This is a genomic window from Ruegeria sp. CL6, assembly GCF_056536465.1.
Window position 1 is genome coordinate 891,499 of sequence record NZ_JBQFPR010000002.1, and the last position, 20,149, is coordinate 911,647.

17 protein-coding genes are annotated in these 20,149 nt (G+C 58.6%); 4 read left to right on the top strand and 13 right to left on the bottom strand.

What is annotated here, in order from left to right; translation table 11 throughout:
* Nucleotides 1-6 precede the first annotated feature (6 nt).
* The 3 genes from atpA to ACR0LH_RS09335 form a co-directional block, all read right to left on the bottom strand.
* Entirely contained in the window at nucleotides 7-1,545 is a 1,539-nt protein-coding gene (atpA, locus tag ACR0LH_RS09325) for a F0F1 ATP synthase subunit alpha (protein ID WP_170384854.1), read from the bottom strand.
* Nucleotides 1,546-2,106, bottom strand: a complete 561-nt coding sequence (locus ACR0LH_RS09330; protein WP_170778149.1) for a F0F1 ATP synthase subunit delta — start codon at nucleotides 2,104-2,106, stop codon at nucleotides 1,546-1,548.
* 313 nt (nucleotides 2,107-2,419) lie between these two features.
* Nucleotides 2,420-3,154, bottom strand: a complete 735-nt coding sequence (locus ACR0LH_RS09335; protein WP_170411520.1) for a methyltransferase domain-containing protein — start codon at nucleotides 3,152-3,154, stop codon at nucleotides 2,420-2,422.
* Between the two features lie 61 nt (nucleotides 3,155-3,215).
* Between ACR0LH_RS09335 and gloB the strand changes: the two genes are divergently transcribed.
* Nucleotides 3,216-3,983, top strand: a complete 768-nt coding sequence (gloB, locus tag ACR0LH_RS09340; RefSeq protein ID WP_480720648.1) for a hydroxyacylglutathione hydrolase — start codon at nucleotides 3,216-3,218, stop codon at nucleotides 3,981-3,983.
* A 175-nt stretch (nucleotides 3,984-4,158) separates the two neighbouring features.
* Entirely contained in the window at nucleotides 4,159-6,483 is a 2,325-nt protein-coding gene (gene clpA / locus ACR0LH_RS09345; protein ID WP_170484217.1) for an ATP-dependent Clp protease ATP-binding subunit ClpA, read from the top strand.
* A 274-nt stretch (nucleotides 6,484-6,757) separates the two neighbouring features.
* Here clpA and ACR0LH_RS09350 read toward each other — a convergent pair whose 3' ends face one another.
* The 3 genes from ACR0LH_RS09350 to ACR0LH_RS09360 form a co-directional block, all read right to left on the bottom strand.
* A complete protein-coding gene (locus ACR0LH_RS09350; protein ID WP_480720649.1) occupies nucleotides 6,758-8,437 on the bottom strand; it encodes a peptidoglycan -binding protein in 1,680 nt (559 codons plus the stop codon).
* A 3-nt stretch (nucleotides 8,438-8,440) separates the two neighbouring features.
* On the bottom strand, nucleotides 8,441-9,622 hold the full coding sequence (locus ACR0LH_RS09355) for a biopolymer transporter ExbB (protein WP_170484221.1): 1,182 nt from the start codon (nucleotides 9,620-9,622) through the stop codon (nucleotides 8,441-8,443).
* Nucleotides 9,623-9,691: 69 nt separating this feature from the next.
* Nucleotides 9,692-10,222 carry a gamma-glutamylcyclotransferase gene (locus ACR0LH_RS09360; RefSeq protein ID WP_170695335.1) on the bottom strand — a complete coding sequence of 177 codons (531 nt, stop codon included), beginning with the start codon at nucleotides 10,220-10,222 and terminating at the stop codon, nucleotides 9,692-9,694.
* A gap of 67 nt (nucleotides 10,223-10,289) precedes the next feature.
* Here ACR0LH_RS09360 and ACR0LH_RS09365 point away from each other — a divergent pair, with 67 nt between their 5' ends.
* The gene (locus ACR0LH_RS09365; protein WP_480720652.1) at nucleotides 10,290-11,291 is read left to right on the top strand and encodes a DUF2125 domain-containing protein; all 1,002 of its coding nucleotides are present in this window, start codon (nucleotides 10,290-10,292) and stop codon (nucleotides 11,289-11,291) included.
* Here the strand turns inward: ACR0LH_RS09365 and ACR0LH_RS09370 are convergent.
* From ACR0LH_RS09370 to ACR0LH_RS09385, 4 genes are all read right to left on the bottom strand, one after another.
* Complete coding sequence (locus ACR0LH_RS09370; protein WP_480720653.1) at nucleotides 11,288-12,115, bottom strand: extensin-like domain-containing protein; 828 nt, start codon at nucleotides 12,113-12,115, stop codon at nucleotides 11,288-11,290. The genes ACR0LH_RS09365 and ACR0LH_RS09370 overlap by 4 nt on opposite strands.
* Nucleotides 12,112-13,032 carry a prephenate/arogenate dehydrogenase family protein gene (locus ACR0LH_RS09375; protein ID WP_480720655.1) on the bottom strand — a complete coding sequence of 307 codons (921 nt, stop codon included), beginning with the start codon at nucleotides 13,030-13,032 and terminating at the stop codon, nucleotides 12,112-12,114. The genes ACR0LH_RS09370 and ACR0LH_RS09375 overlap by 4 nt, the downstream gene beginning before the upstream one ends.
* Nucleotides 13,029-14,114 (bottom strand): histidinol-phosphate transaminase, encoded by a 1,086-nt coding sequence (gene hisC / locus ACR0LH_RS09380; RefSeq protein WP_480720657.1) that lies wholly within the window; start codon nucleotides 14,112-14,114, stop codon nucleotides 13,029-13,031. The genes ACR0LH_RS09375 and hisC overlap by 4 nt, the downstream gene beginning before the upstream one ends.
* A 65-nt stretch (nucleotides 14,115-14,179) precedes the next feature.
* Nucleotides 14,180-15,595, bottom strand: coding sequence for an aminotransferase class V-fold PLP-dependent enzyme (locus ACR0LH_RS09385; protein WP_480720659.1), 1,416 nt, complete (start codon nucleotides 15,593-15,595; stop codon nucleotides 14,180-14,182).
* 102 nt (nucleotides 15,596-15,697) lie between these two features.
* On the opposite strand from ACR0LH_RS09385, the gene ACR0LH_RS09390 reads away from it, so the two are divergent.
* Nucleotides 15,698-16,159, top strand: a complete 462-nt coding sequence (locus ACR0LH_RS09390; protein WP_480720661.1) for an Lrp/AsnC family transcriptional regulator — start codon at nucleotides 15,698-15,700, stop codon at nucleotides 16,157-16,159.
* A gap of 123 nt (nucleotides 16,160-16,282) precedes the next feature.
* Here ACR0LH_RS09390 and rpsD read toward each other — a convergent pair whose 3' ends face one another.
* The 3 genes from rpsD to ACR0LH_RS09405 all read right to left on the bottom strand — a co-directional run bounded on the left by rpsD (nucleotide 16,283) and on the right by ACR0LH_RS09405 (nucleotide 20,137).
* Nucleotides 16,283-16,903 (bottom strand): 30S ribosomal protein S4, encoded by a 621-nt coding sequence (gene rpsD / locus ACR0LH_RS09395; protein ID WP_170325974.1) that lies wholly within the window; start codon nucleotides 16,901-16,903, stop codon nucleotides 16,283-16,285.
* A gap of 270 nt (nucleotides 16,904-17,173) precedes the next feature.
* The gene (locus ACR0LH_RS09400) at nucleotides 17,174-17,668 is read right to left on the bottom strand and encodes a hypothetical protein (RefSeq protein WP_480720662.1); all 495 of its coding nucleotides are present in this window, start codon (nucleotides 17,666-17,668) and stop codon (nucleotides 17,174-17,176) included.
* 186 nt (nucleotides 17,669-17,854) lie between these two features.
* Nucleotides 17,855-20,137 carry an adenosylcobalamin-dependent ribonucleoside-diphosphate reductase gene (locus ACR0LH_RS09405; protein ID WP_170695327.1) on the bottom strand — a complete coding sequence of 761 codons (2,283 nt, stop codon included), beginning with the start codon at nucleotides 20,135-20,137 and terminating at the stop codon, nucleotides 17,855-17,857.
* Nucleotides 20,138-20,149 lie beyond the last annotated feature (12 nt).

Consider the following 20,149-nt stretch of genomic DNA (forward strand, 5'->3'; position numbering starts at 1 on the left):
CCCCTATCAAGCGAAGGTCGCGGCGTATTCGTCGATCGCTGCCTTGATCTTGTCGGACGCGTCACCTTTGATCTTGGGATCTTCGTCGGTGAGCCACTTAAGCAGGTCGGCGTGCTTGCCCCGCAGGTGCGCCAGCAGACCAGCCTCATAGCGGCCAACATCCGAGACGTCGATCTTGTCGAGGTAACCGTTGGTGCCCGCGAAGATGACGCAGACGATTTCCGCGTTGGTCAGCGGCGAATACTGCGGCTGTTTCATCAGCTCGGTCAGACGCGCACCACGGTTCAGCAGCTGCTGGGTCGCGGCGTCAAGGTCGGAACCAAACTGCGCAAAGGCGGCCATTTCACGGTACTGAGCCAATTCCAGCTTAACCGGACCAGCGACCGATTTCATCGCGTTGGTCTGGGCGGACGAGCCCACACGCGAAACCGACAGACCCGTGTTCACAGCAGGACGGATGCCCTGATAGAACAGTTCGGTTTCCAGGAAGATCTGGCCGTCGGTGATCGAGATCACGTTGGTCGGAATAAAGGCCGAAACGTCACCACCCTGAGTTTCGATAACCGGCAGAGCGGTCAGCGAGCCAGCGCCGAAGTCTTCGTTCAGCTTCGCCGAACGCTCCAGCAGGCGCGAGTGGAGATAGAAAACGTCACCAGGATAGGCTTCACGTCCGGGCGGACGGCGCAGCAGCAGCGACATCTGACGATAGGACACAGCCTGTTTCGACAGGTCATCATAGATGATCAGCGCGTGGCGGCCGTTATCGCGGAAGTATTCTGCCATCGCGGTCGCGGCGTAAGGTGCCAGGAACTGCATCGGTGCCGGGTCGGACGCGGTCGCGGCCACAACGATCGAGTATTCAATCGCGCCGGACTCTTCCAGTTTCTTCACCAGCTGCGCAACGGTCGAACGTTTTTGACCAACCGCAACGTAAACGCAGTACAGTTTCTTCGACTCGTCGTCGCCTGCCGCGTCGTTATAGACTTTCTGGTTCAGGATGGTGTCCAGAGCCACGGCGGTTTTACCTGTCTGACGGTCACCAATGATCAGTTCCCGCTGGCCACGGCCGATCGGGATCATCGCGTCAACCGACTTCAGGCCGGTTGCCATCGGCTCGTGCACCGATTTACGCGGGATGATGCCGGGGGCTTTGACGTCTGCAACGCCACGCTTGGAGGCATTGATCGGGCCTTTGCCGTCCAGCGGATTGCCCAGACCGTCAACAACGCGGCCCAGCAGCTCATCACCGATCGGAACGTCCACGATCGAGTTGGTGCGCTTGACGGTGTCACCTTCTTTGATGTCACGGTCAGAACCGAAGATAACGACACCTACGTTGTCGCTTTCCAGGTTCAGCGCCATACCCATGATGCCGCCGGGGAATTCGACCATCTCACCGGCTTGCACATTGTCCAGGCCGTATACGCGGGCGATACCGTCACCGACGCTCAGCACGCGGCCGATTTCGGCTACTTCGGCTTCCTGACCAAAATTCTTGATCTGGTCCTTCAGGATTGCAGAAATCTCTGCAGCTTGGATTCCCATTTATCCGACCTCTTTCATTGCATTCTGTAGGGAGTTGAGCTTGGAGCGGATCGAGCTATCGATCATCTTCGAACCCACTTTAACGACAAGACCGCCGATGAGGCTTTCATCAACGGTCGCATTGATTGTTACGGTCTTGCCCACACGCTCGGACAGCGTCTTGGACAGTTTTTCCAGTTGCGTCTTGGTCAGCGCCTTGGCCGAGGCGACATCGGCGGTCACTTCGCCACGCTCATCTGCCAGCATGGTACGCAGAACCTGAACCAGCTGCGGCACGACGAACAGGCGGCGTTTCTGCGCCATCAGTCCCAGCGTGTTACGCAGGATGGGGTTCAAACCCATCTTGTCAGCGATCGCGGTAATCGCGCCTTCCTGTTCGGCGCGCGAAACCAGAGGCGAAGCGATCAGGTCGCGCAGTTCGGCGCTCTCGCCCAAAGCTGCTGCCAGATCGTTGATTCCGGTTTCCAGACCTGCAAGGTCATTATTCTCTTTGGCGATCTCGAAGATCGCAGTGGCATAGCGCTCGGCAATGCCAGTGGAAATCGAAGCTGGTTCGGACACGTCCACCCTTCCGATATTTGAGGCCCCGAATTCGCGTTGCGGCAGCTACCCCGGGGGCGTGAAGAAACCCCGCCCATGCGGTCGGGGATCAAAATCACCGGGGATGTAGCAGAGCCGAACCAACCTAGCAATACGTTATAATCCCCGCCGCGTTATCCACAAAATGTTCTATTTCAATCACTTACGTAAGGTGCGACCCTTTTATCCGGCTGAGGAGCGCGAAAAATGTTACCAAAGTGTAGGTTTTTGCGATTCCTGCGGCCTTTTTGCCGCAATTTCTGCGTCTGACGTCGCGTTAAATGCTTGGCGCGGCCTAGGCCGGTTTCAGCAGACCATCAAGCGCCTTGATTGGACGTCGTTCAGTGTCTTTTGTGACACTGCCGCTGGGTGGCCGGATATGCTTGGTCACCTCGACCATTAGCACTCCACCCGCCATGATCGTCGGCAGACGTTGCCCGGTTTTCTCGATCAAACTCCCGGATTTCAGCCAAAACCGGCGGAAGGACGGTGGCAAATACAAAGCCGAGCAGTGGTTTTCCGGGATGAAGTGATGGGACTTGAGTTGGCTCTCAAGCTGCGACGCAGAATAAGGGCGGCCAAATCCAAAGGGGGTGCGGTCGGTCCGTGACCACAGCCCGGCCCGGTTGGGCACGATAAAGAAGGCCCGTCCTCCGGGCCCCAATACGCGCCAGCATTCATCCAGCAACTCGCTGGGTCGCTGGGATGTCTCAAGCCCATGCATGACAACCAGCTTGTCGACATGGCCCGTTTCGATCGGCCAAAGCGTCTCTTCCGTCAGGACTGACACGTTGGGCATACCCGCAGGCCAGGGCATCACTCCCTGCGGCCCCGGCATCAATCCGATCACGCGGCGCGCCTCGGCCAAATAGGGCCGCAGCAAAGGAACGGCAAAGCCGAATCCGACCACGGTTTGCCCTTTGGCTTCGGGCCATAAATCCGTCAAACGCCCACGTATCGCAGCCTGCGCCGCACGACCCAGGGTGCTGCGGTAGTAAAAGTTCCTCAGATCCTGCACATCAAGATGCATTGCGGACACCCGGTCAATCGGCTTAGCTGTGCGCAGTCTAGCAACGAAAGGGCAAAAGGCCATGCCTCTTGAGATCGTCACCATCCCATGTCTCAGCGATAACTACGCTTTTTTGGCCCATGACGCAGAGGGCGGCAATACCGCATTGATCGACGCGCCAGAAGCCGGGCCCATTCTGGCCGAGCTGGAGAAGCGCGGATGGACGCTTAGTCACGTATTGTTGACCCACCATCATTTCGACCATGTGGACGGCCTGCCCGCCATTCTCGAAAAACACGCGGCCAAGGTGATCGGAGCTGCCGCAGACGCGCATCGCCTGCCTCCGCTGGATCAGCAGGTGAGCGAGGGCGACGTGTTTGAGGTTGGGGGAGAGCCCGTGCAGGTCATGGATGTCTCGGGCCATACGGTCGGTCATATCGCCTTTTACATGCCGCAGAGTTCCGTCGTTTTCACCGCAGATAGTCTAATGGCCCTTGGATGCGGCCGTCTGTTTGAGGGCACCGCGCCGCAAATGTGGGCCTCGCTGTCGAAACTGGCCGCCCTGCCCGACGACACGCTGGTTTGTTCAGGGCACGAATACACACAGTCCAACGGGAAATTCGCGGTAACTGTCGATCCTGACAACGCGGCATTGCAGGACCGTGTCGCAGATATCGCACGCGCACGCGCTGCTGGAAAGCCAACCGTGCCGTCCTCTTTGGCGCTGGAAAAGGCCACAAATCCGTTCCTTCGCGCCACAGATCCGGCGATTCAGGCGCATCTTGGGATGGAAAATGCCGATCCTGCCGCAGTTTTTGCGGAAATCCGGGCTAGAAAAGACCGCTTCTAGTGCTTATTTCGCGCTCTTCACGGCCACGGTCACAATAAATGTGACTGTCAAGTGAAAGAAAACCCTTGAAGCCGGGCCGCGATCAACCAAACTCTAATAGTATGAGGACATGGTTGGGATGGGGATCCGGCCTAAAGCCCGCGCCCCTTCCGACCCAAGACAGAGGAGCACCCGCGTGCCTTCATTCTCGAGCACATTAGAACAAGCCATTCACGCGGCCTTGGCTGCTGCGAACGAACGGCGACATGAATTTGCAACGCTGGAGCATCTGTTGCTGGCGCTGCTGGAAGAACCTGATGCTATCCGCGTCATGAAAGCCTGTAGCGTTGATCTGGATGAGCTGCGAAGCACTCTGGTCGAATTCATTGACGAAGACCTATCGAACCTTGTCACGGATATCGACGGGTCCGAAGCCGTTCCAACGGCCGCCTTCCAGCGCGTGATCCAACGCGCAGCGATCCACGTCCAAAGCTCGGGCCGGACCGAAGTAACCGGTGCCAACGTGTTGGTTGCAATTTTCGCTGAACGCGAAAGCAACGCGGCCTACTTCCTGCAGGAACAGGACATGACTCGCTATGACGCGGTGAATTTCATCGCGCACGGCGTCGCCAAAGACCCCGCCTATGGCGAGAATCGGTCGGTTTCCGGCGCGGATCAGGTCGAAGAAGAAGTCCAGTCAAACGCCGGAGAGGGCGAACAGAAAGAAAGCGCGCTTGGGAAATACTGCATTGATCTGAACGCAAAATCGCGCGCAGGCGATGTTGACCCGCTGATCGGCCGCGCCGATGAGGTTGAGCGTTGCATTCAGGTTCTGTGCCGCCGCCGCAAGAACAACCCACTGCTGGTGGGGGACCCGGGCGTAGGCAAAACCGCCATTGCCGAAGGGCTGGCCCACAAAATCGTCGCGGGCGAAGCGCCGGACGTGCTGTCCGAAACCACGATCTATTCTCTGGACATGGGCGCGCTGCTGGCAGGCACCCGCTATCGCGGCGATTTCGAGGAGCGTCTGAAAGCTGTCGTGACCGAGCTGGAAGATCACCCTGACGCGGTGCTGTTCATTGACGAAATCCATACCGTGATCGGTGCCGGTGCCACTTCGGGTGGCGCGATGGATGCGTCCAACCTGCTGAAACCTGCGTTGCAGGGTGGTAAGCTGCGCACGATGGGCTCGACCACGTATAAGGAATTCCGCCAGCACTTTGAAAAGGACCGCGCGCTGAGCCGCCGGTTCCAGAAGATCGACGTGAATGAGCCTTCGGTCGAAGACAGCGTGAAAATCCTGCGCGGCCTGAAACCCTATTTCGAGAAGCATCACGAGATCAAATACACCGCCGACGCGATCAAGACCGCCGTCGAGCTTTCGGCGCGGTATATCAACGACCGCAAACTGCCCGACAAGGCCATCGACGTGATTGATGAGGCCGGAGCGGCACAGCATCTGGTCGCGGAAAGCAAGCGCCGCAAGACCATCGGCGTCAAGGAAATCGAGGCTGTCGTGGCCAAGATCGCCCGTATTCCGCCCAAGAACGTCACCAAGGACGATGCCGAGGTTCTGAAGGACCTTGAGGCCTCGCTGAAGCGCGTGGTGTTCGGACAGGATGACGCCATCGTCGCACTATCCAGCGCGATCAAACTGGCCCGCGCCGGTCTGCGTGAGCCTGAGAAACCCATCGGCAACTACCTGTTCGCCGGTCCGACCGGTGTGGGCAAAACCGAGGTTGCGAAACAGCTCGCGGATACGCTGGGTGTGGAACTGCTGCGCTTTGACATGTCGGAATACATGGAAAAACACGCGGTATCCCGTCTGATCGGCGCGCCTCCGGGCTACGTCGGGTTTGACCAAGGTGGCTTGCTGACGGACGGCGTCGACCAGCACCCGCACTGCGTGCTGCTGCTGGATGAGATCGAAAAAGCCCACCCCGACGTGTTCAACATCCTGTTGCAGGTGATGGACCACGGTGAGCTGACAGATCACAACGGCCGCACGGTGAATTTCCGCAACGTGGTTCTGATCATGACCTCGAATGCCGGTGCACAGGAACAGGCCAAGGCCGCCATCGGCTTTGGACGGGACCGCCGCGAAGGTGAAGATACGGCCGCGATCGAACGGACCTTTACGCCGGAATTCCGCAACCGTCTGGACGCTGTGATCTCGTTCGCGCCGCTGCCGAAAGAGGTCATTCTGCAGGTTGTCGAAAAATTCGTTCTGCAGCTTGAGGCGCAGTTGCTGGATCGGAACGTGACCATCGACCTGACGCCCAAAGCCGCCGAATGGCTGGCTGACAAGGGTTATGACGACAAGATGGGCGCCCGTCCGCTGGGCCGGGTCATTCAAGAGCACATCAAGAAACCTCTGGCCGAGGAGCTGCTGTTCGGCAAACTGGCCAAAGGCGGTGTGGTCCGTGTCTCGGTCAAGAAGGGTGATCTGAACCTGGAAATTCTTGGCCCCGATCAGCCACGGATTCCGGGCGACAAGCCGCCGTTGCTGACAGCGGACTGAAAAAAAACGCAAACCCTGATACAAAGCCCGCCATCATCTGATTGGCGGGCTTTTTTGCTCACCGGCATCTCTACTTGAGCTCTGCCAAGGTCTTTCTTACCCACCACCGAAGCGCTGGATACGTTTGATCAATACTGAACTAAAACCAGTTCCCTTCCACCGGCAAAACCCCAGTAATGCCGTGTGTTCGCCCAACGCATCACGTCGACCTTGGGATCAATCAAAACCTGTGAATGTTTCTGGGATCGGACGACGCGTCCTTCGGTCAGACCCACTACCGCTCGGTCAGCTTCAACTCGATCCGGCGGTTCTGAGCACGCGCTTCTGGCGTATCAGCAGGATTGACGGGTTGGAACTCACCAAATCCGTTCGCAGCCAGTCGGTTTGGTGGAATACCCAGCGCCTCGACCATGTAGCGCACGACCGATAAGGCCCGTCCCTGGCTCAACTCCCAGTTATCGCGGTAACGCCCAGTCCCGGCCAGAGGTACGTTATCCGTGTGGCCATCGACCCGAATAACCCAATTCAAGCCCTCTGGGATCTCAGCCGCCACAGTTCGCAGAATATTCGCGACTTTGGCGACTTCCAACTGCCCTTCCCCAGACAGCACGGCCGAGCCCGTGTCGAACAGAACTTCGGACGAAAACACGAACCGGTCACCTTCGATCCGCACACCTTCCTGATCGCCCAACACATCCCGCAGTCGGCCAAAGAACTCCGAGCGATAGCGCTGCAGGTCTTCGGCCTGGGCTACAAGTTCTTCATTCTGACCTGACAACACCTCTGCTTCGGCTTCCAGACGGGCGCGTTCGGCTTCCTCCAACAGTCGGCGGCGGCGTTCCTCGGACGCGGCACGGGCAAGAGCCGCGTTGAGGTCCTGCCCAAGCGTCTGGATTTGAATGTCCGCAGCCGCATTGCGTTCCTCGTAGTCGTCCAGCAAAGCCTGCAACCCACCCAGTTGCTCTCGCAGAGCGGCCATTTGCTGATTCAACAAGGCTGCTTCGCGTTGGGCTTTTTCGGAAATTGTCTGCTCAACCGATAGGGTTTCACGCGCGACCGCAAGCAGGGCTGCGCGTTCTTCAGCCAGAGTCCTCTGCGCCAGCGCCTCGGCCTGCGCTTCGGTCTGTGCGGCCAACGCCGCCTCAAGCCGGACTTGAAGATCCTGCGAGCTCAACTCTCCGAACTGCCGTTCCAATTCAGCCTTTGCCGCTTGCGCCGCGGCCAGAAGGGTCAGAGTGTCCTCAGCCTCTTTGCGCTGCGCCTCAAGCGCTAGTGTCATGGCGGTCAATTCCGCGTCAGCGTCTTGCAACCTGTTGCGCAGGTTTTCGGCGGCGGCGGCTTCGGCCAGTCTTGCGGCTTCTTCGGCGCTCAGTTGGTCTTCAAGTTCCGTGATCATTGCCGATTGCGCTGCTTCGCTTTCCTCAAGATCGGCGATCAACGCTTCAAGCGCCTCGCGCCGGGCCGCGGCAAGACGAGCGGCCTCGGTCTGTTCGTCAATCTCGGCGCGGCTTTGGGCAAGCGCAAGATTCAGCGCGTCCTGTTCATTCAGAAGTTCGTCCCGCTCGGATTCCAGACCGGCGATGGCCCCTTTTGCCCGTTCCTGCTCTGCCAGCAGCGCAGTGACCTGATCTTCAAAACTCGTGATCCGAATTTGGGCCTGAACAAGCTCTGTTTCGACCTGCGACAGTGTCGAGTTCAACGCCCCGAGCCTTGCCTGAAGGCGGCTGTTTTCCCGCTCCTCCAGGCCGAGAGCACCGGCCAGGGCCGCAATTTCGTCAGACAGGGCGGTCAGTTCGTCCTCTTGCCCGGAAATGGTTTCCCGCAAGACGTATTGCACGACCATGAAGATGGTCAGCACAAAGGTCAGCACCATCAATAGCCCCGTGATCGCGTCCACGAAACCGGGCCAGACTGACCCCTGGAACCGCTGACCTGTGCGACGGGACAGCGCCATGGCTTACTCTCCTTCCGGAGCAGAACGCACGGCGCCTCGGGGGAGAGTAAGCGCTTTGACCAGCAATTCGATGTCCTTGCGCAGCTCGCTCATGCTTTCTTGACGGCCCGCCGAGATTTCTTCGAGGATGCGCAACAGTTGCACATCCATCGAACGTAGACGCATACGGCTTTCGGCATCGATCCCGTCGCCAGCGCCCTGTTCCCGCATGTGATCAAGCAGGGCGTCCTGTCCCAGCGCAACCCGCTCCAGAGCGGCGGTTACTCCTTCGTTGTCGGACTGCCGCTGGTTCATGTCACCGATCGCATCTACAAGTTGACCGAGTTTCGTCGACAACTCGACCCGGTCGCGTTCCTGTGCCGAGAACAAATCCTGTAGGGCATCCATTTGTTCGGACATCGAATCCAAAACGGGCGTCAGCACGGCCAGCTCTGCACTGCTGCCTTCGTCACCAGCAGCGAAACCGACGCGGGTGATCGAGGACAGCCATTCCTCAAGCTCTCGATAAAACCGGTTCTGACCGTGGCCAGCGAACAGCTCGAGCAACCCAACGATCAGCGAACCGGCCAGCCCCAAAAGCGAGGATCCAAACGCCACGCCCATGCCCTGCAACTGAGATTCAAGGCCAACCATCAAACGGTTGAAAACCGCCAAACCTTCTTCGCCTTCCTGCGGGTTGAGGCTGCGAATTGTATCGACAATGGCGGGAACCGTCGTGGCCAATCCGAAAAACGTCCCCAAAAGACCAAGATAGATCAGAACGTTGGTGATATATCGCGTGATCTCTCTTTCTTCTTCGACGCGCTCGGCCACCGAATCCAGAATGGACCGCGTCGAAGATGAACTGATTTGCGACCGAGCGCCTCTTTCGCGCAGCAAAGAGGCCAGCGGCGCAAGCAGTTGCGGCGTGCGCGCATCTTCGCGAACAACACCGCCGACGAATGCTTCGATCCAACGAACTGAGCCGATCAACTGAGTGACCTGATAGAAACAGGCGAAAACGCCGATCACGAAGACCAGTATGATAAATCCGTTCAGATACGGGTTGGCGTAAAAGACCGGCAAAACGTAAGGCAGCGCCATAAAGACGCCCAGCCCCGCCAAACCAATTGCGACCAGCATCGTAACGATCTGACGAATGGGTTGCGAGAAATGAGGTCCCGCGTCCTGATGTGCCTGCGCCATGCGCGTGGCTCCCGGTATTTTGCTGCTCTAAAGTGAATCTAGCGAAAATACGCCGGTGACGCCAAGGGTTTATGCGGTAAGGCTGCGCACCCGTTGCGCCAACCACTCAAGATCAGGATCGTGCAGACCAATCTCGGTCAGGTGTTCAGCGGTATTATACAGGTATTCCGTATTCGGACCGCGCCCCCCGACCGCATGTGCGATGATCTGGGCCTGCTCCTCCAGCGGCATCCCACCGCAATACTGCACATGATCTTCGTCGATCACATAGGTCACGGCCGTAACGACCTGTCCGTCATGCAGATGCACATCCAGCATCTTTTCAACGTAGGCCGACGAAATCAGCTCTCGGTCGCGCAATTCTTGCAGTGTGCGGTCCTCGTGCCCCGCTTCAACCGCAAGAGCCAGACCCGTGCATTTCGCTTCGGTCTGTTCGTCCAATGCAAGCACAAGACCGGGGTTTTCCTCGGTCCCGCGATGGTGAATCGAACTCATGCAGAATGAGCGCGCATACCCGTGCAAAGTCGCGTGTTCGCTACGGGCCACCGGAAAGCCGGGATTCCACAACAGCGACCCATATCCGAAAACCCACATCGTCATAGCTCTGGTCCTTGCCCCTTTGCGCCTATAAACATCAATTCAAAGGTGGGAAAAAGGGTCAACTGCAATGCGCGGTTTGATAAGAGCAGTCATTTTCGTCGGCGTGATCTGGAGCGCCTACTGGCTCATAGCCGGAATTGGCCTGCGCAATGCGATCACCACGTGGTTTAACCAGCAGCAAGAGCTGGGCTGGCAGGCGGACTTCTCGGAAGTCTCAACCGCGGGGTACGCTACTCACCACGTCACACGGCTGGCAAACCCGGCGCTGGCGGATCCCGTCAATGGGACAGCCTGGAGCGCCGATTGGATCGAATTTCAAAGTCCCGCAATCTGGCCCGGACGACAGTTGCTGCGGTTCGCCGACACGCCTCAACGCTTGTCCTACTACGATCAAACCGCCACGATTCAGGCCAAGAACCTTCAGGCTGAATTGCATTTGCAGCCCGGCGTGGCGCTGGTGCTTGAGAAGATGTCTCTGACAGCGGACCCCTGGTCAATCACCGAGGACGCCGATGCGCTGGCGGGCGGCGAAACGCTTGGGCTGATCATGGAGCAAACCGAGATTCCCGAAGCCTACAACATCAGCGCTCGGATTGACGGCTTTGCCCCCGGCGACGACTTGCGTGATCTCATGCGGTCAGCCACCACGTTGCCCCAGTCATTCGAGACGCTGGAACTGGATATGACGACCACGTTCGATAGGGCTTGGGATCGCTCTGCCCTCGAGCAGAGCAGACCTCAGCCGGTGCAGATCGACCTACATCTGGCCGAAATGGAATGGGGCGCGCTACGTCTGTTCGCCGCCGGAGAGCTTGCGGTGGATTCCCAGGGCATTCCAACGGGCGAAATCGCGATCAAGGCCGAGAACTGGCGCGACATGATCGCCATGGCAAATGCAGCGGGCGCCCTGCCCGATCAGGCCGTCAATCCGGTGACACGCGCATTAAATTTCATGGCCGGGCTTGGGGGCAATCCCAACGCGCTGGACATGCAGTTGAATTTCCGAGACGGGTTTGTCGCCTTGGGCCCATTGCCGCTTGGCCCGGCGCCGCGCCTGATCCTGCGTTAACGGCAGAACGCCCCACGGCGATGGCGCGCCGTGTCCAAGTGGAAATGATCGCGGTGATACCGGTCAGAATTTGGCCCCAGAACCGTGCCAAACGGTCCGCACGCGCCGCGCCAGACCTTGATCAACTGTTTTTGCGATGGGTTCTTGCGCCAACCGTTCAGCACAGTAACGACTTCTCCGTCCGCCATCTTGAAGCCCGAGATATCTATTGCGCGCCCCTTTCCGTGTTCGGAGATACGCGCGCCCTTTTGGTTGTTTCGGGTCCGGCAGGCATAGTGGGCCGCGACCTGCAGTTCGACCACCGGACCGCGTCGCTTGAAGGTCGGAATGACCGTCTTCTCCACCCATTCATTCAAAGCGATCGCCGTGCCACAATCCATTGTCGATGGGCGGCTTAACGCAACGCCTGAGATCGAAGTGACCTGAACCGCATCCTTGATCCCGCAAGCTTTGATCTTGCCGGGAACCTTGCCAACGGCCTTGCCCTGAATCTGAATATCACCGCAAACTGACCCTTTGCGAAGCTTGCGCTTTTTGAACAACGCCTCCTGTTCCAGCGCCTTTGGGCGCAGATAGGGCATCAGGGACGTATCTGGCCCAAAGGTCGGCACATCCACAGTGCGCGCCGCGACCGCCAGAACCTGCGCTGACACAGGGCGCAATTCGGGGCGCACCTTGGACGGGGTTGGGCTTGCAAAGGCCAAGACCGGGGCCGCAGAAGGTCGCTCTGGGGGGATCAGCGAATAATCCAAAGGGGCCGCGTTTGAAAACGTGGCACTAAGCGCCACAACTCCAATCGCAAGACCCCTTTGGAAACGTATCATGGGCCTGCTTTCCCCCGTCCGAAATCAGGGGCATCCGTATCCTGCCCCGCATCAATGATCCCACGGCGGATCGCGCGGGTGCGTGTGAAATAATCAAACAACTGATCACCATCACCAGTGCGAATAGCCCGCTGCAAGGCGAAAAGCTCCTCGGTAAAGCGACCAAGAATTTCCAGCGTCGCATCCTTGTTGGTCAGGAACACGTCGCGCCACATGGTCGGGTCCGAGGCCGCAATCCGCGTGAAATCCCGAAAACCGGCCGCCGAATACTTGATGACTTCGCTGTCGGTCACCCGGCGCAAGTCATCTGCCACACCGACCATCGTGTAAGCGATCAGGTGCGGCGCGTGCGAGGTCACTGCCAGAACCAGATCGTGGTGATCCGCATCCATCTCATCGACGTTGGAGCCCATACCTTCCCACAATGCGCGCAGGCGGGCGATTGCGTCCGGGTCCGTGCCTTCGACCGGCACCAAAAGGCACCAGCGGTTGTCAAACAACTCAGCAAATCCAGATTCGGGGCCGGAATGCTCGGTTCCCGCCAAGGGGTGCGCGGGAATGAAATGCACACCGTCGGGGATGTGCGGCGACACCGCCTGAATGACATGGCGCTTGACCGAGCCTACATCCGAAACGGTCGCGCCCGGTTTCAGCACCGGAGCGATATCCTTTGCGACGACACCCATAGCGCCCACAGGAACGCACAGCACAACCAGATCGGCCCCTTCAACGGCCTCCTGAGCTGTTTCGCACACCCTGTCGCAAAGACCAATCTTGCGCGCAGTTTCGCGCGTCGCCTCTGAACGGGCATAGCCCGTCACCTCACCCGCCAGACCAGCGCGTTTGATTGCCCAGAACATCGAGGATGCGATCAGGCCCAGCCCGATCAGCGCAACACGGTCGTAAACTTGGGTCATGCGGCGCCCTCTTTGAATTCAGTGATCGCCGTAACGACGCGGCGGCAGGCCTCTTCGTCGCCCACGGTGATCCGCAAGGCGTTCGGCAGGTTGTAACCCGCGACACGGCGCACGATCAAACCCTGCGCTTTCAGATAATCGTCGCACGCCTCGGCTTCGGCCTGATCTGTGAACCGCGCGAGTATGAAGTTGGTGCTGGACGCGTCCGACGCGACACCGATCTTGGACAGTTCATCACCCAGCCAAACGCGCAAACGCGCATTCTCGGTGTGGCAGAACGTCAGATAGTCCTCATCCTTGATCGCAGCTTCCGCCGCCGCCAGCGCGGTCAGCGACAGGTTGAAAGGCTGACGCACGCGATTCAGCACGTCGATGATCGACTGCGCAGCATAGCCCCAGCCGACGCGCATTCCGCCAAGCCCGTAAATCTTGGAGAACGTCCGGGTCATGATCACATTCTCGAACCGGTCCACCAGTCCGGCGCCACCGTCGAAACCAGCGACGAATTCGGCGTAGGCTCCGTCGATGACCATCAGGCAGGACGTTGGCAAGGCGTTTGCCAGCCTCTCCAACTCGGCCTCTGGGATCATGGTCGAGGTCGGGTTGCCCGGATTGGTCACGAACACGATCCGCGTTTGCCCGGTAACGGCCGCCAGAATATGGTCGACATTCACGCGACGGTCCGTCTCGGGCACCATGACCGGCGTTGCCCCGGCCATCCGCGCGATGATCGGGTACATGGAAAAACCATGCTCGGTATAGATGACCTCATCCCCCGGACCCGCATAGGCTTGCGCCACGAATTGCAGCACTTCGTCACTGCCCACACCACAGATGATCCTTGACGGGTCCAGCCTGTGACGCGCACCGATTGCGTCACGCAAAGGCGCATGGTCGGTGCTGGGATAACGATGCAGGGTGGCGGCACTGTCGCGCACGGCCTCAATCGCCTTGGGGCTGGGACCAAACGGGTTTTCGTTGGAACTCAGCTTGATCACATGCTTGACCCCGGCCACATGCGACTGACCGCCCTGATAGAGCGCGATGTCCATAATGCCGGGTTGCGGGGTGATCTTTGTCATAAGAGGCTCCGTTTATTGGAGCCTCTCTTACCTGTCTCAACGCGTTGAGAAAAGCGGCAATTCCATCACGCCGCTTTGAAGCGGGCCGTTGCCGGATCAGCATTGTAATAAGGCGCGAATTCCTCGGTCCGGCGGGACAGGTCGTTGACGCTGTCGATAATGAACTGAACCGTCTCATCACTCATCAGGTATGAAAAGTTCAGACGCACCCATCCCGGTTTCTTCATCTCTTCCCCAGCGGACAACGCGGCGTGCAACCCCTCGGACGCCGCTTGATCGATACCCAGCAACCGATGCGCATAGGGTCCGGCGCAGGCGCAACCACCGCGCGCCTGAATACCATAGATGTCGCTGAGCATCCGGGTGAATAGCTGCTGATGAACCGGATGACCCGCGTTGTCGCGCACAAGGAATGAAAAGATCGGCAACCGATGCGGATGATCCGCACCCAGCAGGCTCAGGTTCGGGTTGTCGCCCCACCCGTTCAGGGCCATTCGGTTATAGCGTTCCTCCCGTCTGGCAATCTCATCCGTGCCGACCACATCCTTTACGATAAAGGCCAGCGCAGCCCGGATGTCCCCGATCACGTTCGGGGTTCCAGCTTCTTCGCGCGTAGCAAGGTCTTCGCTATAGTCATGCCGCCACGGAGAGACAAAGCTGACCGTACCACCGCCCGGCCAGCTCGGGCAGGTGCGATTGACCGCAGCCTTATTGACGATCAAAACGCCCGATGCACCCGGCCCGCCCGGAAATTTGTGGGGTGACACTACGATGGCGTCCTTGCGCGCATCTTCTGGTCCCATGTCCATTGGCAGATAGGGACCGCCCCCCGCATAATCCCAAACGGACAACGCCCCATGAGATTTGAGCAGCCGCGTCACCGGATTCGGGTCGGTAACGATACCGGTCACGTTTGAGGCCGCCGAGAACGAACCGATGATCAAATCCGACGCGGCATGATCTACCAGCATCCGCTCCAATACGTCGAGGTCGACGCCACCATCCGGCGCTTCTGGAATCTCGATCACACGTGCCTTGCTTTCGCGCCAGGGCAGAATGTTAGAGTGGTGTTCATATGGCCCAATAAATACAACCGGCCGGTCAGCCGCCTCCACACCAAGCAGGCTGACCAACCGATTGAGACCCGCAGTGGCGCCGGCCCCGGTGAAGATCACCGCGTCCTCTTCCTTGGCACCAACAATGCGGGCGATTTCTGCGCGTGCCTCACGGCGCAGACGGGTCATGTAGGACCCGCAATAGGAAGCCTCGGTATGGCTGTTTGCATAGAAGGGCAGCACCTGTTCAGCGACAAAGTCTTCGACCTGCCGCAGCGCCCGACCCGAGGCGACGTAATCCGCGTAAACCAGCGGAACATCCCCATGCAGACCCGGAATCAGAACATTCTCTCCGATCAATCCATCGCGCAGGCTTGAGATAGGAGTGGTGGCTTCTAATGCTGTGCGAAATTTGGACAAGGTCATTTGATGGCTCCGTATTGCACCGTCAAATATGATTGAGATCACCTAAACAAACTTCACCATTCTTTCGATAGTTTTATCAGATTTTGTGTCATATGATTAGATATGGCGAAAAAAATAGATCAAATCGACAATCGAATACTTCGTGAGCTTCAGAAGGACGCGACTCTGTCTCAGCGGGAATTGGCGGATCGTGTCGGGATGTCGCAAAACGCGTGTTGGCGTCGGTTGAAGGCATTGAACGAGGATGGGGTAATCACCGGCTCGTCAGCCCGAATTTCGCGCGAGAAATTGGGGTTGAACCTGGTTGTCTTCGTCATGCTGCGCACACGGCACCATTCTGCGGAATGGCTGCAATCTTTCCGAAGCCACGTTCTGACCATCCCCGAAGTGGTGGATTTTCACAGGATCGGTGGGGACTATGACTATCAGCTGAAAGTCGTGACCGAGGACATGGCGGCCTATGACAAGGTTTATCAGCGTTTGATCGAAAAGGTCGAACTGGACAGTGTGACTTCGTATTTCGCGATGGAAGCTATTGCCGAAGGGCGACCGCTGCCGATCTGATCCGCCTCTTCATCTGGCCAGAAATATCCCGGGGGAGTCGCGCAGCGACGGGGGCAGAGCCCCCACAAACAAAAAAGACCGCGCTGAAAGCGCGGCCCTTTGGATCATGTGTATCGGCGAAGATTAGTTCTTCGCGTAGAATTCGACGACCAGGTTCGGTTCCATCATGACCGGGTAAGGCACATCGCTCAGGCCCGGGGCGCGAACGAAGGTCGCGGTCATTTTCGAGTGGTCGGCGTCGATGTAGTCAGGCACATCACGCTCGGCCAGAGCAACAGCTTCCAGAACAACAGCCAGTTGCTTGGACTTGTCACGCACTTCGATCACGTCGCCTTCTTTGACGCGGTAGCTGGGGATGTTGACCCGCTTGCCGTTCACTTTGACGTGGCCGTGGTTCACGAACTGACGTGCGGCAAACACGGTCGGCACGAACTTGGCGCGGTAGACAACAGCGTCCAGGCGACGCTCCAGCAGACCGATCAGGTTTTCACCGGTGTCGCCTTTGACACGCTCGGCTTCGGCGTAGATGCGGCGGAACTGCTTCTCGGTCAGGTCGCCATAGTAGCCTTTCAGCTTCTGCTTGGCGCGCAACTGCAGACCGAAGTCCGACAGTTTACCCTTACGGCGCTGACCGTGCTGGCCGGGGCCGTATTCACGACGGTTGATCGGGGATTTCGGACGACCCCAGATGTTTTCGCCCATCCGGCGGTCGATTTTGTACTTGGCAGACGTGCGTTTAGTCACGGCTGATCTCCTTCTTAAGTGGCATTGCAGCTTGATCCGAAAACCGGTTCCCGCTTTTCGGGCTGCAATCGCGTCTCCGCTCAACCCGATGCGAGATGTCTTTCGGCCGCACCGCAACAATGAAGGGCGTTGTCCTCTTGAGGTTTCCCCCATGACAGGCATCCCCTTGCGGGGTCCACCAACACCAATGAAGCCGCGCTTATATCCGCAGAACAGACAGAGTCAACACATCGCAAGATGGCATATTGTATTTTTTGTCTGGGGGCGGCCCTAGTCCCGCATCGGACCGGCGTTTACCGCCGGACGTCGCGCGGGCGCTTGACCGTCTGTAGCAGAGCTCAGTCTATTCGGGAAAACGACCACAGTGTCGTCTACAGGCGCGGCTTCGCCGCTGGACTGTCTCATCTGGATAAACTCGGTGACCCAGAATTCCTGCTCGCGCGCAGGGTAGCCATTCGCGAAAACAAGGATTGGTGCCGACTCGCCGGATATCAAGCACAGGCCCGCCGAAAACTCCTGCGCTCCATTGGTCAGAACAACGATGCCCTGCACGCTGCTTTCCAGATCGTGAACGGATCGAAAATGGTTCGGTGAAACGATGGTTTGAGTAGACTCCTGATCAGCCGGATCAACAAGAAACATGACCTGTCCGCGCCACGACCACGCAGCACCAACATCCAAAAAGGAAAGAGGCGCCGCCTCTAACCCATCTAGTTCCGTCTGTTTCCATTGAATGGCTATTCGACCGTTTAGTCCGGTTCTCATTTTACCGCCTGCACCTTCAACTCACTCACTGTTTATTGCGATACCCCTATCAGCGAAACCCTCGGCAGGAAAGTCTTGTTAATGTACAGTTAACAAAAATGTTGCCAAAGAGATTCAGCCGCTGTGATCTGACAAGAAACCCTCCTGCCAGATCACAATCTTTGCCTCAAATCCAGGCGTCAGACGTCACCCGCACTTGGAGTGGCCGCAACTGCGGCATGTCATGCAGCCCTCGATCATCACCATATCGAACTGCCCGCAGGACGGACACGCCTTACCGCGTGGGCCATCCATGTTGACGACCTGCGCCTGAGGGTCGGATTTCAGCCCCATTCCCTCACCTTCGAGGAACCCGATGTTGATAAGGTGCTGCTCAATGACGCCACCAATCGCCGCGAGGATCGACGGGATGTACTTGCCCTTGACCCAAGCTCCGCCACGCGGATCGAATACGGCCTTAAGCTCCTCGACCACAAAGGACACATCCCCGCCCCGCCGGAACACGGCCGAGATCATACGGGTCAGCGCCAACGTCCAGGCGTAGTGTTCCATGTTCTTCGAGTTGATGAACACCTCGAACGGGCGGCGACGGCCACCGATGACGATGTCATTGATAGTCAGATAGATCGCGTGCTCGCTGTCAGGCCACTTCAGCTTGTAGGTCGAACCTTCCAGCGACTGCGGACGGTCCAGCGGTTCGGACATGTAAATCACGTCGCCGCCATCAACCTCGTGCGGCGCGTCTGCACTTTCGCCCGGCACTTTGTCTTCGCTTTCCGAGACGGTCAGGACCGATCCGGTCACATCATTCGGACGATAGGTCGTGCAACCTTTGCAACCCTGATCCCAAGCCTGCATGTAGACGTCCTTGAAGGCGTCAAAGCTGATATCCTCGGGGCAGTTGATCGTCTTCGAGATCGAACTGTCGATCCATTTCTGCGCCGCAGCCTGCATCTTGACGTGATCGGACGGGGACAGCGTCTGCGCGTTCACGAAATAATCCGGCAACTGCGTGTCCCCGAACTTGTCGCGCCACATCTGCACGGCATAGTCCACGACCTCTTCTTCGGTGCGCGAGCCATCCTTCTGCAGCACCTTGCGTGTATAGGCATAGGCAAACACCGGCTCGATCCCCGAAGACACGTTACCTGCATAAAGCGAGATCGTTCCCGTCGGCGCGATCGAAGTCAGCAAGGCGTTGCGGATACCGTGTTCGCGGATCGCGTCGCGCACGTCCTCGTCCATCTGCTGCATCGTGCCGCTGGCCAGATATTTCTCGGCATCGAACAGAGGGAACGCCCCTTTCTCCTTCGCCAAGTCCACCGACGCCAGATACGCGGCGCGGGCGATCGCGTGCAGCCAGCGCTCGGTCTGACGCGCCGCTTCGTCCGAGCCATAGCGCAGGCCCAGCATCAACAGCGCATCCGCAAGCCCGGTCACGCCCAGCCCGATGCGGCGCTTGTCCTGCGCCTCGGCCTCTTGCTCGATCAGCGGGAATTTCGACGCATCCACCACGTTGTCCATCATGCGGACCGCTGTGGCGACCAGTTCCTGCAATGCAGCCTCATCCAAATGAGCGGCGTCCTCGAAGGGTTCCGCCACCAGCCGCGCAAGGTTGATCGAGCCCAGCAGACACGCGCCATATGGCGGCAGGGGCTGCTCACCACACGGGTTCGTCGCCGCGATGGTTTCCACATAGCTGAGGTTGTTGGCCTGATTGATGCGGTCGATGAAGATCACGCCCGGCTCGGCGTAGTCATAGGTGGCCTGCATGATCTTGTTCCACAGGTCACGCGCTTGCACGGTGTGATAGACCTTGTCGCCAAAGACCAGCTCCCACGGGCCATCGGCTTTGACGGCCTCCATGAACGGGTCCGTCACCAGCACCGACATGTTGAACATGCGCAGGCGGGCGGGATCGGATTTGGCGGTGATGAATTGCTCGATGTCCGGGTGATCGCAGCGCATCGTCGCCATCATCGCACCACGGCGCGAACCGGCAGACATGATGGTACGGCACATGGCGTCCCACACGTCCATGAACGAAAGCGGCCCCGATGCATCGGCCGCAACCCCATGCACATCCGCGCCGCGCGGTCGGATGGTCGAGAAATCGTAACCGATGCCCCCACCCTGCTGCATGGTCAGCGCGGCCTCTTTCAGCATATCGAAAATGCCGCCCATGCTGTCGGGAATGGTGCCCATGACAAAGCAGTTGAACAGCGTTACCTGACGCGCGGTCCCCGCGCCTGCAGTAATGCGTCCGGCGGGCAGGTATTTGAAATCCTCCAGCGCCTCGAAGAACTTGTCTTCCCAATGGGCCGGGTCTTTTTCCACACGCGCCAAATCGCGGGCGATGCGCCGCCAGCTATCCTCGACGGTCTGGTCGATAGGTGTGCCATCCGCCTGCTTAAAGCGGTATTTCATGTCCCATATCTGCTCGGCGATGGGGGCGGCAAAGCGGCTCATTTGTGATTCCCT

Bases quoted from the DNA above. Each gene is read 5' to 3' on its own strand.
- ACR0LH_RS09335 (WP_170411520.1), bottom strand. From the start codon at position 3,154: ATGCATCTTGATGTGCAGGATCTGAGGAACTTTTACTACCGCAGCACC.
- gloB (WP_480720648.1), top strand. From the start codon at position 3,216: ATGCCTCTTGAGATCGTCACCATCCCATGTCTCAGCGATAACTACGCT.
- ACR0LH_RS09400 (WP_480720662.1), bottom strand. From the start codon at position 17,668: ATGAGAACCGGACTAAACGGTCGAATAGCCATTCAATGGAAACAGACG.
- ACR0LH_RS09390 (WP_480720661.1), top strand. From the start codon at position 15,698: ATGGCGAAAAAAATAGATCAAATCGACAATCGAATACTTCGTGAGCTT.
- ACR0LH_RS09385 (WP_480720659.1), bottom strand. From the start codon at position 15,595: ATGACCTTGTCCAAATTTCGCACAGCATTAGAAGCCACCACTCCTATC.
- atpA (WP_170384854.1), bottom strand. From the start codon at position 1,545: ATGGGAATCCAAGCTGCAGAGATTTCTGCAATCCTGAAGGACCAGATC.
- ACR0LH_RS09370 (WP_480720653.1), bottom strand. From the start codon at position 12,115: ATGATACGTTTCCAAAGGGGTCTTGCGATTGGAGTTGTGGCGCTTAGT.
- hisC (WP_480720657.1), bottom strand. From the start codon at position 14,114: ATGACAAAGATCACCCCGCAACCCGGCATTATGGACATCGCGCTCTAT.
- ACR0LH_RS09375 (WP_480720655.1), bottom strand. From the start codon at position 13,032: ATGACCCAAGTTTACGACCGTGTTGCGCTGATCGGGCTGGGCCTGATC.
- ACR0LH_RS09405 (WP_170695327.1), bottom strand. From the start codon at position 20,137: ATGAGCCGCTTTGCCGCCCCCATCGCCGAGCAGATATGGGACATGAAA.
- ACR0LH_RS09355 (WP_170484221.1), bottom strand. From the start codon at position 9,622: ATGGCGCAGGCACATCAGGACGCGGGACCTCATTTCTCGCAACCCATT.
- ACR0LH_RS09365 (WP_480720652.1), top strand. From the start codon at position 10,290: ATGCGCGGTTTGATAAGAGCAGTCATTTTCGTCGGCGTGATCTGGAGC.
- ACR0LH_RS09360 (WP_170695335.1), bottom strand. From the start codon at position 10,222: ATGACGATGTGGGTTTTCGGATATGGGTCGCTGTTGTGGAATCCCGGC.
- ACR0LH_RS09350 (WP_480720649.1), bottom strand. From the start codon at position 8,437: ATGGCGCTGTCCCGTCGCACAGGTCAGCGGTTCCAGGGGTCAGTCTGG.